This window comes from Citrobacter sp. FDAARGOS_156 (assembly GCF_001559235.2).
Taxonomy (GTDB): domain Bacteria; phylum Pseudomonadota; class Gammaproteobacteria; order Enterobacterales; family Enterobacteriaceae; genus Citrobacter; species Citrobacter youngae.
The window spans coordinates 2,714,190-2,729,701 of record NZ_CP014030.2 but is presented as its reverse complement, the minus strand read 5'-3'; the positions used below and the strand labels follow the sequence as shown (position 1 = coordinate 2,729,701).

Annotated in this window: 14 protein-coding genes; 7 read left to right on the top strand and 7 right to left on the bottom strand. The window is 51.0% G+C overall.

The window, feature by feature from the left end:
• Positions 1-187: 187 nt before the first annotated feature.
• Positions 188-1,627, top strand: a complete 1,440-nt coding sequence (gene aldA / locus AL515_RS13310; protein WP_061067966.1) for an aldehyde dehydrogenase — start codon at positions 188-190, stop codon at positions 1,625-1,627.
• Between the two features lie 41 nt (positions 1,628-1,668).
• Here the strand turns inward: aldA and AL515_RS13305 are convergent, their stop codons facing one another.
• Positions 1,669-2,595: an alpha/beta hydrolase gene (locus AL515_RS13305; RefSeq protein WP_061067965.1), complete on the bottom strand. Its 927-nt coding sequence runs from the start codon at positions 2,593-2,595 to the stop codon at positions 1,669-1,671.
• A gap of 126 nt (positions 2,596-2,721) precedes the next feature.
• Positions 2,722-3,723, bottom strand: coding sequence for a type I glyceraldehyde-3-phosphate dehydrogenase (gene gap, locus AL515_RS13300; RefSeq protein ID WP_061067964.1), 1,002 nt, complete (start codon positions 3,721-3,723; stop codon positions 2,722-2,724).
• A 189-nt stretch (positions 3,724-3,912) separates the two neighbouring features.
• Here gap and cybB point away from each other — a divergent pair, with 189 nt between their 5' ends.
• The gene (cybB, locus tag AL515_RS13295; protein ID WP_048211572.1) at positions 3,913-4,443 is read left to right on the top strand and encodes a cytochrome b561; all 531 of its coding nucleotides are present in this window, start codon (positions 3,913-3,915) and stop codon (positions 4,441-4,443) included.
• A 42-nt stretch (positions 4,444-4,485) separates the two neighbouring features.
• Here cybB and AL515_RS13290 read toward each other — a convergent pair whose 3' ends face one another.
• On the bottom strand, positions 4,486-5,412 hold the full coding sequence (locus AL515_RS13290) for a DMT family transporter (RefSeq protein ID WP_061067963.1): 927 nt from the start codon (positions 5,410-5,412) through the stop codon (positions 4,486-4,488).
• A gap of 180 nt (positions 5,413-5,592) precedes the next feature.
• Between AL515_RS13290 and AL515_RS13285 the strand changes: the two genes are divergently transcribed.
• From AL515_RS13285 to AL515_RS13260, 5 genes are all read left to right on the top strand, one after another.
• The gene (locus AL515_RS13285) at positions 5,593-6,012 is read left to right on the top strand and encodes a translesion error-prone DNA polymerase V autoproteolytic subunit (RefSeq protein WP_061067962.1); all 420 of its coding nucleotides are present in this window, start codon (positions 5,593-5,595) and stop codon (positions 6,010-6,012) included.
• Complete coding sequence (locus tag AL515_RS13280) at positions 6,012-7,280, top strand: Y-family DNA polymerase (RefSeq protein WP_061067961.1); 1,269 nt, start codon at positions 6,012-6,014, stop codon at positions 7,278-7,280. The genes AL515_RS13285 and AL515_RS13280 overlap by 1 nt, the downstream gene beginning before the upstream one ends.
• A gap of 61 nt (positions 7,281-7,341) precedes the next feature.
• Positions 7,342-7,617 (top strand): metal/formaldehyde-sensitive transcriptional repressor, encoded by a 276-nt coding sequence (locus tag AL515_RS13275; protein ID WP_003833178.1) that lies wholly within the window; start codon positions 7,342-7,344, stop codon positions 7,615-7,617.
• 32 nt (positions 7,618-7,649) lie between these two features.
• Entirely contained in the window at positions 7,650-8,768 is a 1,119-nt protein-coding gene (locus AL515_RS13270; protein ID WP_061067960.1) for an S-(hydroxymethyl)glutathione dehydrogenase/class III alcohol dehydrogenase, read from the top strand.
• A gap of 169 nt (positions 8,769-8,937) precedes the next feature.
• Positions 8,938-10,626, top strand: a complete 1,689-nt coding sequence (locus AL515_RS13260; protein ID WP_061067959.1) for a methyl-accepting chemotaxis protein — start codon at positions 8,938-8,940, stop codon at positions 10,624-10,626.
• Positions 10,627-10,675: 49 nt separating this feature from the next.
• Here AL515_RS13260 and AL515_RS13255 read toward each other — a convergent pair whose 3' ends face one another.
• The 4 genes from AL515_RS13255 to AL515_RS13240 form a co-directional block, all read right to left on the bottom strand.
• On the bottom strand, positions 10,676-11,773 hold the full coding sequence (locus AL515_RS13255; RefSeq protein WP_061067958.1) for a hypothetical protein: 1,098 nt from the start codon (positions 11,771-11,773) through the stop codon (positions 10,676-10,678).
• A complete protein-coding gene (locus tag AL515_RS13250) occupies positions 11,773-12,360 on the bottom strand; it encodes a fimbrial protein (RefSeq protein WP_048211578.1) in 588 nt (195 codons plus the stop codon). Before AL515_RS13250 ends, AL515_RS13255 begins: the two co-directional genes overlap by 1 nt.
• Before the next feature lie 8 nt (positions 12,361-12,368).
• Positions 12,369-12,848 (bottom strand): fimbrial protein, encoded by a 480-nt coding sequence (locus AL515_RS13245; RefSeq protein ID WP_225807909.1) that lies wholly within the window; start codon positions 12,846-12,848, stop codon positions 12,369-12,371.
• Between the two features lie 66 nt (positions 12,849-12,914).
• Positions 12,915-15,500 carry an outer membrane usher protein gene (locus tag AL515_RS13240; RefSeq protein ID WP_061067956.1) on the bottom strand — a complete coding sequence of 862 codons (2,586 nt, stop codon included), beginning with the start codon at positions 15,498-15,500 and terminating at the stop codon, positions 12,915-12,917.
• Positions 15,501-15,512 lie beyond the last annotated feature (12 nt).

Here is a 15,512-nt window from a genome sequence, read left to right as displayed (position 1 = left end):
GTTTGTCGGCGTTTTGCCGCAAACGGGCATAAATCCTGCCTGTTTTTTCCCTCCGCCATGACATTACCAGATGCTTTTATGAAGCGGCTCACAGAACGACAATTCCAGCAGTAATGCGTCATGCATGATTGGTATTAATTAACAATAGTTTTACTTGTTAAAAACAAATCAATCACAGGAGAAGCGCATGTCAGTACCCGTACAACATCCTATGTATATCGATGGGCAGTTTGTGACCTGGCACGATGACGCCTGGATTGATGTCGTCAATCCGGCCACGGAAGAGATTATCTCGCGTATTCCCGATGGACGCGCTGAAGATGCGCGTAAAGCAATCGATGCCGCACAGCGTGCTCAGCCGCAATGGGAAGCCCTGCCTGCTATTGAACGGGCGAACTGGTTACGCAAAATTTCTGCGGGCATCCGTCAGCGAGCCGCTGAAATCAGTGCGTTGATTGTGGCGGAAGGTGGAAAAATACAGCAACTGGCCGAGGTCGAAGTCTCATTTACCGCCGACTATATCGATTACATGGCGGAATGGGCACGTCGTTATGAAGGTGAGATCCTGCAAAGCGACCGCCCGGGCGAGAATATTCTGCTGTTTAAGCGTGCACTGGGCGTGACGACGGGCATTCTGCCGTGGAACTTCCCGTTTTTCCTGATTGCCCGCAAACTGGCTCCCGCCTTGCTGACGGGGAATACCATTGTCATTAAGCCGAGTGAATTCACACCGAATAACGCCATCGCCTTTGCCAAAATTGTTGATGACATTGGTTTACCGCGCGGAGTCTTTAACCTGGTGCTGGGACGCGGTGAAACAGTCGGTCAGGAACTTGCCGGGAATCCCAAAGTGGCGATGGTGAGCATGACCGGCAGCGTTGTGGCGGGCGAGAAAATCATGGCTGCGGCAGCGAAAAATATCACTAAGGTATGTCTGGAGCTGGGCGGCAAAGCGCCGGCAATCGTCATGGACGATGCTGACCTTGAGCTGGCAGTGAAGGCTATTGTTGACTCGCGGGTGATCAATACCGGTCAGGTGTGCAACTGTGCCGAACGCGTGTATGTCCAGAAAGGTATCTATGACCAGTTTGTGAATCGTCTGGGAGAGGCAATGAAAGCCGTGCAGTTTGGCAATCCGGCCGAGCGTAATGACATCGCGATGGGGCCGCTCATTAATGCGGCTGCGCTGGCACGTGTGGAACAGAAAGTGGCGCGCGCAGTGCAGGAAGGGGCCAGAGTGGTTCTGGGCGGTAAAGCCGTTGCCGGCAAAGGTTATTACTACCCGCCGACGTTACTGTTAGACGTGCGCCAGGAGATGGCGATTATGCACGAGGAGACGTTTGGTCCGGTGCTGCCGGTGGTGGCGTTTGATACGCTGGAACAGGCGTTGACAATGGCCAATGACAGCGACTACGGTCTGACCTCATCGATCTATACGCAGAATCTGAATACGGCAATGAAGGCGATTAAGGGGCTGAAGTTTGGCGAAACCTATATTAATCGAGAAAACTTCGAGGCGATGCAGGGCTTCCACGCTGGCTGGCGTAAGTCCGGGATTGGCGGGGCTGATGGTAAACATGGTCTGAACGAATACCTGCAAACGCAAGTGGTGTATCTGCAGTCCTAAGTTTTTCGCCGGGTGAGTCTGTACGCCACCCGGCGCCATCCTCACACTTTAGTGGCTACCCAGTTCATCATCATTTCCGGCCAGATGGCCAGCGGTAACCCTTGCGCATCGCGAATACCAAATCCGTGCTTACCGCGTTCAAACAGATGCATTTCGACCGGAACGCCCTGCTCACGTAGCGCATTAAAGAAGACCAGGCTGTTTTCTACCTTCACCGCCGGATCGTCAATGGCGTGTAGCAGGAATGTCGGCGGCGTTGTGTTCTCAACTCGTTCTTCAAGTGAATAGCGGTGCAGGTCCTTTTCTTCGGGGGTCGTGCCAACTAATTCAAGGCGAGAGCCTGGGTGAGCGATATTCTCACGCAGGCTAATCACCGGATAGACCAGCGCCATGAACGCGGGGCGGGCGGGTTGTTCGTCTACGCTATCGAGGGGCGTATAAACCGATTCAGCAAAACGTGTTCCCAGGCTGGCTGCCACATGACCGCCGGAGGAAAAGCCCAGTATACCGATACGATAAGGATCGATTCCCCATTCATGTGCGTTAGCCCGAATGTAGCGCATAGCGCGTTGGGCATCGGCCAACGGTGCGTTTGACGCTTCCTCGTGACCATCCCCCGGCAAGCGATAGGTCATGACAAACAGAGTATAACCGCGGGCATTAAAAAAGGGCGCCAGCGCACTGCCTTCTTTGTCCAGCACTACGCGTCGATAAGAGCCGCCGGGGGTGACAAGTATTCCCACACCATTCGGTTTTGCGGGGGCGTAGACGGTGATTTCTGGGGCACGAATACCGGTTACCGCACGATCGTAATGAGAGGTTCCTGTATGTCTGGGTTCGGGGGTAAATACCGCATCGCTGTTTTTTGCTCCGGGGGCTTCACCCATTGGCCAGACTGAGACGGTGGCGGCGTGGGCAACGGCTTGTGCGATCATAGTTTCTAACGTTTCTCGACTCAGTGCTTCCATTACTGTGCTCCCTTTGTGGCAAAGGTTAGCTATAGCACACTTAATGGGTTGAAAACGGGGAGAGACTCACAACGTATTGAATTAGCGGGAAATGAAACGAGGCGGAGGCGATCCTCCGCCATAACACTAAAGCGTGATAAATTTATCCAACGTACGGATAAGTTGGGTGACAAAACCGTACTCGTTATCGTACCAGGCCACGGTTTTTACCAGTTGCAGATCGCCCACTTCGGTGATCTCGGTTTGTGTTGCATCAAATACTGAACCGAAATGTGAGCCAATGACATCTGACGAGACAATTTCTTCGTCGGTATAGCCGAATGATGCATTGTTCAGCGTTGCCTTTTTCAGCGCGTCGTTAACCTCTTCCGCAGTGACTTTTTTACCCAGAATCGACACCAGTTCCGTAACGGATCCGGTTTTTACCGGAACACGCTGGGCGTGGCCTTTTAATTTCCCGCTCAGGGCCGGGATCACCAGACCAATCGCCTTCGCCGCACCGGTGGTATGAGGAATGATATTTTCTGCTGCCGCGCGTGAGGCGCGCAGATCTTTCCCGCGAGGGCCATCAACCAGTGATTGCGTTCCGGTGTAAGCATGGATAGTGGTCATGGTACCAAGCTGAATACCGAAGCTGTCATGCAGCGCTTTTGCCATCGGCGCCAGGCAGTTGGTGGTGCACGACGCGACAGAGATAATCCGATCGCTGGCATCCATCGTGTCGTCGTTGACGTTAAAGACAATGGTTTTCATATCCCCAGCCGGGGCGGATATCAGCACTTTTTTGGCCCCGGCATCCAGGTGCGCGTTGGCTTTTTCTGTTGAGGTATAAAAACCGGTGCATTCGATGATGATCTCTGCGCCAGTCGTTTTCCACGGAATATTTTTTGCCTCTTTTTCGGCGTAAACGGCAATTTTTTTACCATCGACAATCAGTGCGTCCTCGGTAAAGTCGATGCTCCAGGGAAACGAGCCGTAGTTTGAATCGTGTTTTAACAGATAAGCGAGGATTTTCGGTGAGGTGAGGTCATTGATAGCGACGACCTCCACGCTGCTTTTGACCTCCAGTAGCCGACGCAATACCAGACGACCGATACGACCAAAACCGTTAATGCCAATTTTATTCATGGTTTTCTCCTGTCAGGATGAGACGGTACGACATATTTTCCCTACCAGGCATAGTCCAGTCAGGCATCCGCGGCAATAGCTGTTTTTGCGGTTAAACGTAACTGACTGAAAATGGGTGAACAAAACTTAATGAATTTTTAACAAAAGCCCGTTATGTTGACGCATTATTGTTTTTATTCGAGAAGTGTTATGGGGAAGAAGTATTCTGGCCTGCAAATTGGCATTCACTGGCTGGTCTTTTTGTTGGTCATTGTGGCCTACAGTGCCATGGAGTTTCGCGGATTTTTCCCGCGCAGCTATCGTCCCGGGTTCAACATGGTGCATGTTTCCTGTGGTATCACGATTTTAGCGTTGATGGTGGCGCGTCTGCTGGTCAGACTTAAGTATCCGGCACCACCGATTGAACCAAAACCGAAGCCGATGATGATTGGCATGGCGCATCTGGGGCATCTGGTTATCTATTTGCTGTTTATTGCGCTGCCGATTATTGGCCTGGTGATGATGTATAACCGGGGAAATCCGTGGGTTGCATTCGGCATTGTTATGCCACATGCGGCAGAAGCCAATTTTGAACTGGCCGATATGCTGAAATCATGGCACGAAACGCTGGCAAACCTGGGTTATTTTGTCATTGGCCTGCATGCCGCCGCGGCTCTGCTACATCACTATTTCTGGAAGGATAATACGTTGTTGCGCATGATGCCGCGAAAACGTTCCTGATAAAACGCCCCGCGTAATGCGGGGTGTTTTATTTCTCTGTGATTATTTTTCGCATGAGATCTCTTTTTCAACGCGTTGCACCTGCGTGGCGCGTTTCTTCAGGCTGATGATGGCCAGTGCCAGAACAATCAGCACAATCCCGCTACCTTCGACAACGCCAGGTTCTTCGCCGAGCAACCACCAGGAAAATAGTACCCCGCAAACCGGCACCGCCAGTGTGCTTAAACTGGCGATACTGGCAGGCAGGTTACGCAACACAAACAGCCATAAGCTCCAGGCCAGCGCGGTTGCCAGTACGGCGCTATATCCTAATGCCCAGAATACGACAGGCTGCCAGTCAGGTGTTCGCTGTGGGACCAGCCAGGCTACCAGACTCATCACCAGCGCGGCATACAGCATCTGCCACGAGGTGAGTGCTAACAGGTCTATACTGGGATGACGAACATACATACGTTTGGCGACAACCGCACTGGCTCCCCAACTGATGCCCGAGAGGATTGCCAGCAGCGCACTCTTCATTGACGAAAAGTCCAGTTGCCACGGCTGTAATACCAGTATCAGGCCAAACGCCGCCACTGCAATAGCGACGTACTGCAAACGACGCATGCGTTCACCGAGAAAAAGGGCGGCCATAATGACCACCCAGAAGGGCATGGTATAACTCAGAATAGCGACTTTTCCCGCACCGCCGCTGACCAGCGCCCACTGTGATAATCCCACCATGCCGCACGTTTGTAACAAGGCTATCGCCAACGTATAACCGAACGGGGTCGGGCGCATTCCGCGTCCGCGTAGCATCAGGACAATAAATAATAACAATGCCCCAAAAGAACAACGTAGTGCGGTGAAATCGAATGAACCAATGTAGTGCGTGACCTGTTTCATGGCAATCCAGCTATAGCTCCAGATGAGCGTTAGCGCGATCAGGCCGCCAATGGCCAGCGGATTGCTTTTCCCTGCGGTAGTCATAGTGTGTCCGTTTTGATGATGTTATGGCGCTACTATACCCGGTTTCATGTCGCGATACGTTTGTACAGACACTAGTCGTTATAATTCAGGTGAATAGCAATAGCGCCACAAAAAGCCGCTTGAACAACTGCTCAGATAAAACTACTGTATATAAATACAGTTAATATTGGATGAGTCATTATGTTGTTTCTCAAGCCAGCGGATCTCCGCGAAATCAATACAACCCCCTTGTTTAGTGACCTTGTTCAGTGCGGGTTTCCCAGCCCGGCTGCGGATTATGTCGAGCGGGGCATCGACTTGAATGAATTGCTAATTCAGCATCCCAGTGCCACGTACTTCGTGAAAGCCGCGGGGGATTCAATGATTGAAGGGGGGATCGATAATGGCGATTTGCTGGTTGTTGACAGTTCGCTGACGGCGGTACATGGCGACATTATTATCGCTGCCGTTGATGGTGAGTTCACGGTTAAGCGGCTGCAGCTTCGTCCAACGGTACAGCTCGTTCCAATGAACAGCGCTTATGCACCGATCGTTATCGGTCGTGAAGAATCACTGAATGTATTCGGTGTCGTTACCTATGCCGTGAAGGCTCTGCGCTGATGTTTGCACTCTGCGATGTAAATTCGTTTTACGCCAGCTGTGAGGCCGTTTTCCGGCCTGATCTCTGTGATAAACCGGTGGTGGTTCTCTCAAATAACGATGGCTGTGTTATTGCCTGCAGCGCGGAGGCCAAAAAATTGGGTATCCAAATGGGGGCTCCGTACTTCAAACAAAAAGATCTGTTTCGACGTTACGGCGTGGCGTGCTTTAGTTCAAATTACGAGCTGTATGCGGATATGAGTAGCAGAGTCATGTCCATCCTGGAGGAACTCTCTCCGCGCGTGGAAAGATATAGTATTGATGAAGCGTTCTGTGATTTGACGGGGGTGAGGAACTGCAGAGATCTTACTGATTTTGGTCGCGAGATGAGGGACACTATTTTGCAGAAAACTCATCTTAAAGTGGGTGTCGGTATTGCCCAGACCAAAACACTGGCTAAGCTGGCAAACTATGCGGCTAAAAAGTGGCAGGATCAGACCGGCAGTGTGGTCGATTTATCGAATAGCGAGCGCCAACGCAAGCTGATGGCCGCAGTTCCGGTAGATGAAGTCTGGGGCATTGGCCGCCGTATTGGTAAGAAACTGGATGCAATGGGCATTAAAACAGTTTGCGACCTGGCTGAAACCGATATTCGCTTTATCCGCAAACATTTCAGCGTTGTGCTGGAAAGAACCGTACGGGAATTGCGCGGCGAATCGTGCCTGGCACTGGAGGAGTTTGCTCCGGTTAAGCAGGAAATCATCTGCTCAAGGTCGTTTGGTGAGCGGCTCACGGATTATAATGCCATGCGAGAGGCGATTTGTACCTATGCTTCACGTGCGGCGGAGAAGTTGCGCGGAGAGCACCAGTTCTGCCGCTTCATTTCTGCGTTTATTAAAACCAGTCCATTTGCCCATAACGAACCTTACTATGGTAACAACGCGTCGGTAAAACTACTGACACCAACCCAGGACAGTCGGGATATTATTGGTGCGGCGACGCGCTGCCTTGACGCCATCTGGCGAGAGGGGCGGCATTATCAAAAAGCAGGCGTGATGTTAGGGGATTTTTTCAGTTCCGGTATGGCGCAGCTAAATCTTTTTGATGAAAACGTCCCGCGGCATAATAGCGACAAACTTATGACGGTTCTGGATACCCTTAATGCTAAAAATGGTAAAGGGACGCTCTGGTTTGCCGGACAAGGGATACAGCAACCGTGGGCAATGAAACGAGACATGCTTTCGCCTCGCTATACGACGAGATACAGTGATTTATTGCGCGTGGGGTAGTGGATTTTACAAAGATGTAAAATTACTGATACTATAGGGGGGTATGGTATCTGGAGGGCGTATGCCGCATTCACCTGAAGATAAGAAACGCATTCTCACCCGTGTACGCCGTATTCGCGGCCAGGTTGATGCGCTTGAGCGCGCGCTGGAGTCCGGCGAGCCGTGTCTGGCGATCCTGCAACAAATTGCCGCCGTGCGCGGCGCATCCAATGGCCTGATGGGCGAAATGGTTGAGATCCACCTGAAAGATGAACTGGTCAGCGGGGAGACTACCCCAGACCAGCGTGCTGTGCGCATGGCTGAAATCGGCCATCTTCTGCGCGCTTATCTAAAATAACACCATCACCTCGCAATAATGGGAAGAGACAAATGAAATCACGCGCAGCAGTTGCATTCGGCCCCGGTCAGCCGTTAAAAATTATCGAGATCGACGTCGCACCGCCAAAGAAAGGTGAAGTGCTGGTTAAAATTACCCACACAGGCGTGTGCCATACTGACGCTTTTACGCTCTCTGGCGACGATCCGGAAGGTGTGTTTCCGGCGGTACTCGGCCATGAAGGCGGGGGTATCGTGGTTGAAGTGGGTGAGGGAGTCACCAGTCTGAAACCTGGCGATCATGTGATCCCGCTGTACACCGCAGAGTGCGGCGAGTGCAAGTTCTGTAAATCAGGTAAAACTAACTTGTGTCAGGCCGTGCGTGCGACACAGGGCAAAGGTCTGATGCCGGATGGCACAACGCGCTTCTCGTATAACGACGAGCCGATTTATCACTATATGGGTACCAGTACCTTCAGTGAATACACCGTTTGCGCAGAGATCTCGCTGGCGAAGGTTAACCCGCAGGCTCCGCTGGATAAAGTGTGTCTGCTGGGCTGTGGCGTAACCACCGGGATCGGAGCGGTCCATAACACCGCGAAAGTGAAAGAAGGCGATACCGTGGCCGTATTTGGGCTGGGCGGTATTGGCCTGGCGGTGATTCAGGGCGCGGTACAGGCGAAAGCCGGGCGTATTCTGGCCGTTGATACTAATCCGGAAAAATTCAAGCTGGCGGGTGAAATGGGCGCGACCGATTTCATCAACCCGAACGATTACGATAAGCCGGTGCAGGACGTGATTGTTGAGCTCACCGACGGTGGCGTGGACTTTAGCTTTGAGTGTATCGGCAACGTTAACGTGATGCGTGCGGCGCTGGAGTGTTGCCATAAAGGGTGGGGTGAAAGCATCATCATTGGCGTGGCGGGTGCTGGTCAGGAGATCAAAACACGTCCGTTCCAGTTAGTAACCGGGCGCGTGTGGCGCGGTTCCGCGTTTGGCGGTGTAAAAGGGCGCACCCAGTTGCCGGGTATGGTCGAAGAAGCAATGAGCGGAAAAATTCAGTTAGATCCGTTTATTACGCATCGCCTGCCGCTGGAGCAGATCAACGACGCGTTCGATTTAATGCATCAGGGTAAATCCATCCGTACCGTTATCCATTTTGGTGATAACTGATTCATTGGCCAGCGGATTTCACCGCTGGCACTTTCCTGAATTTCTTTGAATGATGTTGTGAAAGTGTGACGAATCCGGCGCTTTTCACGGTAAGTAAACTTCGCGGATTGCCGATGACTATCTAACGGGCGTGTTTTCACGCATAAACCCTACAAGAGAGTCGACGGTCATGGACAACACTACATCGATGCAAGCCCAGCATAAACTGGGCTTTCTGCATCAAATCCGGCTGGTTCCGCTGTTTTCCTCCATTCTCGGTGGCATCCTTCTGCTGTTCGCCTTAAGTTCAGGGCTGGCAGGTTATTTTCTTATGCAGGCCGATCGCGATCAGCGCGATGTAACCGATGAGATTCAGGTTCGGATGGGGTTATCTAACAGCTCTAACCACTTACGCACCGCGCGTATCAACATGATCCATGCTGGTGCGGCGAGCCGTATTGCTGAAATGGATGACATGAAGGCCAATATTGCCGAGGCAGAAAAACGTATTAAGCAATCGCAGGACGGTTTTAATACCTATATGGCGCGTGCGGTGAAAACCACTGACGGAGAGGCGTTAGACGCTGAACTGAGCGCCAATTTCAAAGCCTATATCGACGGCTTACAGCCTATGCTGAAGTACGCTAAAAACGGTATGTTCGAGGCGATCATCAACCATGAAAATGAACAGGCCAGACCGCTGGACTCTGCTTACAACAAGGTGTTGTTAAAGGCGATCGATATTCGTACCGCCAGGGCGAATCAGTTAAGCGAACAGGCGCACCAACGTACACAGCTTGGCATGGCCTTTATGCTGGGTGCATTCGTTCTTGCGCTGGCGCTGACCGTGATGACGTTCATTGTTTTGCGCCGTACCGTTATTCATCCTTTGTTACGTGCGGCCCAGCGCATTGAGCAAATTTCAGCGGGCGATCTGACGATGCCGGAGGAACCAACCGGGCGCAGCGAAATTGGTCGCCTGAGCCGTCATCTGCAAACAATGCAACGATCGCTTGGGAAAACGGTGGGCACGGTACGTCAGGGGGCGGAAGAAATCTACCGTGGTACCAGTGAGATTTCTGCGGGCAATACCGATCTTTCTTCACGAACTGAACAACAGGCCGCGGCGATTGAACAAACGGCGGCCAGCATGGAAGAACTGACGGCTACGGTGAAGCAAAACGCCGACAACGCACATCATGCGAGCACGCTGGCGGAAGATGCTTCCGGCAAGGCCAGCCGGGGCGGTCAGATGGTCTCTGGCGTGGTTAAAACCATGGGGAATATCTCAACAAGTTCGAAGAAAATCTCCGAAATTACCGCCGTTATAAACAGCATTGCCTTCCAGACCAATATCCTGGCGCTGAACGCAGCGGTCGAAGCGGCGCGGGCAGGCGAGCAGGGGAGAGGGTTTGCCGTCGTAGCCAGTGAGGTACGTACGTTAGCAAGCCGCAGCGCCCAGGCGGCAAAAGAGATAGAAGGGTTGATCAGCGAATCAGTCCGACTGATTGACCAGGGATCCGGAGAAGTGGTCGCGGCAGGCAATACGATGACGGATATTGTCGATGCGGTAAAACGTGTCACCGACATTATGCTGGAAATTGCGGCGGCCTCTGATGAACAAAGCCGGGGTATCGTCCAGGTAAGCCAGGCGATTTCAGAGATGGATAAGGTCACGCAGCAAAACGCCTCACTGGTTGAAGAAGCATCGGCCGCTGCGGCCTCTCTTGAAGAGCAGGCCGCACGCTTAACGGAAGCCGTCGGCACATTCCGTTTAACCGGGACAAGCGCAATTAAACGCGTTACACCTGCCGTTAATCCATCGGTTTCACTGCCAAAATCAAACACGGTAAATACGGATAACTGGGAAACATTCTGACAGGTCAGTCATCCGGTAATACGATTCTTTGTATTACCGGATTTCTTATTTATTTGTACGTCGCGCTGAGGGTGCCTACGGCGGTGAAGGCTCCGGGGGTGTAGTCATCACAGGTACTGTTGTTGCTGGCGGAGGTACAGGTGAGTAATCCGGCCATGGTGATATCTTTCGCCGTTACGATGGAACCAAAGTCGATGGACACTGAAGAATTTGTGTCATTCGCCGACAGATATTGCCGGGACGATCCCTCGTAAGAAACCGCCACTCCCCGTCCGCCCGCTGCTGAGGTGCCAGTTGTGGTATTGGCGAGAATAGACAACCCGCTATTATCATAAGCCGCTTTGGTCGACGTCAGTTTAAGGGTAACCCCTGAAGCATTAACGCAGTTGCTATTTTTCAAGGTGAAGGTTTTTCGTGGTTTGTCATTACCCACATCGCCAAAGTCGATGGTGGTGGGGGAAACGGATAGGTTACAGGTTGGTGCGGCGAATTTTACGGTGAATGAAGACGCGTTTACTGTGGCGACAATCTGTTGACTGGTTATATTTTCATCTCCTGCTTTAAACCTACCTACCTCACCATTTATGACCGGATGCGCTTCACCATTACCTATTGAGGAAACCACCCCACGTTGCCAAACCTCGACGTATAATCCAACAGGAAAACTTCCATCTGCAGCATTATCGATCTCACGTGTCCAACTCGTATTAGACGGAATATAAGCTGTATAATTAGCATTAATAGAATTAGCTATGTAAATGTTATAATATATTCCGGGTATGCTCGTTGGAAAAAAAACTCTATTGTAGCTATATTTTGTACTGCCGCTGGTACTGGTATAACTATCGGATTGCGTACCGCTTGTTACTGTGGTCATTCCATAAAAATCAGAACCATCATTACCTGTATTACAGACTAAGTTACCATACTTTCCTGCACTTAATGTCCCCAATAACACGGGTGTTGTACTGGATGGGTTATAACTATTAACAACTAACGTTCCCGCGCTTACCGTGCTGGTATTAATTGTTTCAAAATAACACTCCTTGGCCTGCACCTGATATGAATAAATTCCGCTCAGCAGTAATGCCACAAAAGAAATTGATCGTGAAATCATCGTACTCATATTAACCTGCCATTTATCCATTATTTGTAGCTCACGCTGATTTGCACCTGACTTAATACTCCACCTGGAGTGACCGGTTTTGATGAATCTATTTTCTGGAAGCGGGCGCGAAGGATAGGAAGGACCTTATTGTCATCGGTACCAATATAGTTACTATCGATAATAACTTCGGAAGTATTGTCTTTATTTAAAACATTTTTTCCGTCAAAAAAAGCGACAACGCCAACATTACCTGCTGCGGTTGTTGATTTAACTCGCCCTGTTGGCCCTGTATATTCATTAGGGAAGATCTGGTTACCGGTTAGCTGCGCCTTTTGCGGTTTGATGCTCATTACCAGAGATTTGGCAACGGACCCTGAGTCGCAGCTCAGAGTAAGCATTTGCCCTGCTAAGGTTACGTTTCCCTGCGCAGTGGCAGATAAATCCGCCCATGCGCCACCCGCAGAGAATTCGCTTGCGTCCAGGTCACCTAAATCCATATCAGAAGCGGCAATATAACAGCTACCGGTAACCAGCTCCGCCTTAACCGTTAATACATTTGTATTGGTACTGATTGCGGCCCATAGCGGTGTGGATATCAGCAATAAGACTGTTGGGATAAATTTCATGGTGGCTCCTACTGATAGGTGGTAGTGAACGTCAACGAACCGTTGAAGGTGCCACTTGTCGCAGAGGTTGCATAAGACGTCGGACGCAGAGATAAGACCAGATTCAGGGCTTTATTGGTGCGCTCAGTCGAGGTCCAGTCAAGCGGAGTACTACTATTGAGAACCAACAGAGAGTTTGGGGAGCCAGAACGATACAAAACCGCTGCTGCCCCGTTATCCCCACCCTTGAGTTCGGTTGGATAACCGCTGTAGACAGATGAGGCCTTAATTCCCGTTTTCATCCAGGTCACTGTCTGGTTTGTACTGGAGCCGATCGTGCAGTTGCTGTACTGCAACGAAAAATCTTTCAGCGTGTTAGCGCCCTGAGCCTCAAGTTCTGCGCGGGTTAATACACCAAAATCGATGGTTTGGTTCACCGCTTTGCTTGAACCAACAACAATATTGACGGTGCAGGTCATAGCAAGCAAATTGGCCTTAAAGTTAACCACGACATCCGCCGCAAAGAGATGCGGGCTGCATAATAGAAAAGAAACAAGCATTACCTGGCGCATAAGCTACTTTCCGGCTCCTGGCATCTGGCAAACTAACGTCTCCAGATGAATTGATTTTCCGATCATCGCGGGCGCGTCAGGGATCTGGTAGGTCACATCGCAGTAGCTTGCCGCGTCGCTCCCCCAAATAACCTTCAGGCTGCCACGTTGTTCGATCCCGCGTAAAAAGGCGCGGCCCGCCTGACCCATTGCGCCAACGGATTTTCCCTGCTCATTGAGAATGTTCGCGCCCAATGGAATGAAACTGTTATCACTACGTCTGAGCGTGACAAACACCGATTGACCTTGCTGGGTGGCGAAGGTGACTTTCACCACGGCACCATCGCGCGGAACCACGGCGGCGGAGGTATTTTTCACTTCGACGTCCGCCTTGATGGTGCTGAGATCCAGTCCGACGGTATTCTCGGCATAAGGTGAAAGACTGGTGGCAACTGCGTATCCGGCACTGTCAATCTCACCATACCCATTGGTGGTGGTCGCGCCATCTGCACCTTGCGCTTCAATAAGGGCTATGGCGCTTTGTGCGTTGACATTACCCGGTAAGAGCGTCAATCCACCGCTGTGTAACAGCACACCGCCGTTATTGTTTAGGGAATACTGCTGGTTATGATTTTTATCGACTGTAGCGGAAACGCTGGTCGATCCATGCGCGCCGTTATAAGTGGAATATCCGCTGACGGAATAGGTGTCTTCTCCCTGGCTGGCCTGGTTAGCGGTGGTGCTGAGGCTGTAGTTCCATTTATTGTTGCTACTGTTGCCGCTGGCCGTACTGGTGAAACCGTTGTTGCCGCTAAAGTCGCTATTGGCGCTGAGGTTCAGACTGGAGAATGCTGGTTGATCGTTTTGAGCGTTGCTACCAAAAGGAATACTCAACCCAACGTACAGGCTGTCATCTTCATCGCCCCATTCGTTATAACTGCGCTGCAACGAGATATTCCACGAGATGGAGCGGAAAGTATTGCTGTAGCCCAGCGAATACTGAGACGTTTTGTCTGAGCTACCCCAGTAACTCGTCCAGGTGCCGCTGAGATAAAATGAACCGTAATCTTCACCGTTAAGGTTGATCGGTTGATTGACGTTAGCCTGAAGCTCATTCTTGGAATGGCTGTAGCTGTTGCGATACGCATCGTTACGGTTAGTATCGTGATCGTCGCTATAACTATCGATGCTATTTTGCAAAGAGATGACGTCATTAAGCGAGAGGTAATCTTTGGTGCTGTATCGATAGGCGCTAAAGCTGAAATTGGTCTGTGTTGCGTCCAGCACATTACTGTAGCTTATACGGTAACTCTGCCCCTGCAGAGCGCCAATATCTTCAAGTGAAGCGCGAGAGTGGATAACATCGACTGCGATAGCACCAAGACGCGTATTCATCGCCAGACCCAGCATCCCCGCCAGATAGTCTTCTTCCATTGATTGTATGCCGCCATACAGCGTGAAAATATCGCTCAGTCCATAATTACCGTTAGTGGTGAGCACCCAGGGAGAATCGCTGTTGCCATCGTTGTCTAATGTCCCAACGGCAAAATCCCAGTCAACTTCACCTTTGGTCATTAACTGAGCAACAGAGGCGTACGGTACGGTGAATAACCGTTTTGACCCATCAGCTTCTTCCACGGTAACGTCAAGGTCAGCGCCGTTGATTGCCACATAATAATCTTTCAGGGCAAAAGGACCTGGGGGAACGGTGGTTTCATAGATGATGCGAGACTGCTGTCGTACGGTAATTTTGGCATTACTGTTAGCCACGCCGTTGATGACGGGAACGTAGCGACCGTCATGTGGATCCATACGTTTGTCGTTATACAGATGTACGCCTTTAATGCCGATACTATCCAGTACTTCGCTGCGAGAGGTGACCTGACCTAGTTCCATTTGTGCCCGGATAGGGGGTAAATCGCGTGCCAAATAGAGGTCGTAGTTGTCCCAGGTCGCGCTATCGTCTTTTGCCCAGTTCAGCGCGCCGCTGGAACGTAACCGCCATGCTCCCAAATTGAGACCATAGCCGAGCCCCAGATAACCACTGTCAGAAGCGCTACCGTCGTTTTCACTGTGATAGCCGCTGAAGCTCCAGTTCAGTATTGCAGCAGGAATACCGGCATCCCAACGTGCGGGGTTGACATAACCCGCAGGGTGGCTGACGAGAAACAGCTGCGGAATTGTGAGCATCAGGATCTGTGAATTAGGATCGTAACTCACGCTGGATGAGGGGTAATAATCCGCCAGTATATAGCATTGCGATTCACCTTCGTCCGCATCTGCCGTGGGGAGTTTGTTTACATCAACGTTTGCTTCATCGAGCACCTCACGAGTCAGGCAGGGAGACGCGTTCGGGGTGTGGTTGTCAATAAACTGGATCTTTGCAGTTTGCTGTTGCTCACCGTTAATCCAAACGGAGACGGTATAAATACCGGGTTTCACCGGGTTGCCGCGCGCATATTGTGACACGTCGATTGTCGATTTTTTACCTGCATTGCTGAAGATAAAGTCATCGTTGAATTCAATGTAATTATCGTCAGCAAATCCTGTCTGACAAATAGCCAGTAATACCCATACTGAGGTCGCTAACCGGTGTTTTGACATCGACATAGAGCAATCCTT

Coding starts and splice junctions, on each gene's coding strand:
- AL515_RS13285 (WP_061067962.1), top strand. CDS start 5,593: ATGTTGTTTCTCAAGCCAGCGGATCTCCGCGAAATCAATACAACCCCC.
- AL515_RS13305 (WP_061067965.1), bottom strand. CDS start 2,595: ATGGAAGCACTGAGTCGAGAAACGTTAGAAACTATGATCGCACAAGCC.
- AL515_RS13250 (WP_048211578.1), bottom strand. CDS start 12,360: ATGAAATTTATCCCAACAGTCTTATTGCTGATATCCACACCGCTATGG.
- cybB (WP_048211572.1), top strand. CDS start 3,913: ATGGGGAAGAAGTATTCTGGCCTGCAAATTGGCATTCACTGGCTGGTC.
- AL515_RS13260 (WP_061067959.1), top strand. CDS start 8,938: ATGGACAACACTACATCGATGCAAGCCCAGCATAAACTGGGCTTTCTG.
- AL515_RS13270 (WP_061067960.1), top strand. CDS start 7,650: ATGAAATCACGCGCAGCAGTTGCATTCGGCCCCGGTCAGCCGTTAAAA.
- AL515_RS13275 (WP_003833178.1), top strand. CDS start 7,342: ATGCCGCATTCACCTGAAGATAAGAAACGCATTCTCACCCGTGTACGC.
- AL515_RS13280 (WP_061067961.1), top strand. CDS start 6,012: ATGTTTGCACTCTGCGATGTAAATTCGTTTTACGCCAGCTGTGAGGCC.
- AL515_RS13255 (WP_061067958.1), bottom strand. CDS start 11,773: ATGGATAAATGGCAGGTTAATATGAGTACGATGATTTCACGATCAATT.
- AL515_RS13290 (WP_061067963.1), bottom strand. CDS start 5,412: ATGACTACCGCAGGGAAAAGCAATCCGCTGGCCATTGGCGGCCTGATC.
- gap (WP_061067964.1), bottom strand. CDS start 3,723: ATGAATAAAATTGGCATTAACGGTTTTGGTCGTATCGGTCGTCTGGTA.
- aldA (WP_061067966.1), top strand. CDS start 188: ATGTCAGTACCCGTACAACATCCTATGTATATCGATGGGCAGTTTGTG.
- AL515_RS13240 (WP_061067956.1), bottom strand. CDS start 15,500: ATGTCGATGTCAAAACACCGGTTAGCGACCTCAGTATGGGTATTACTG.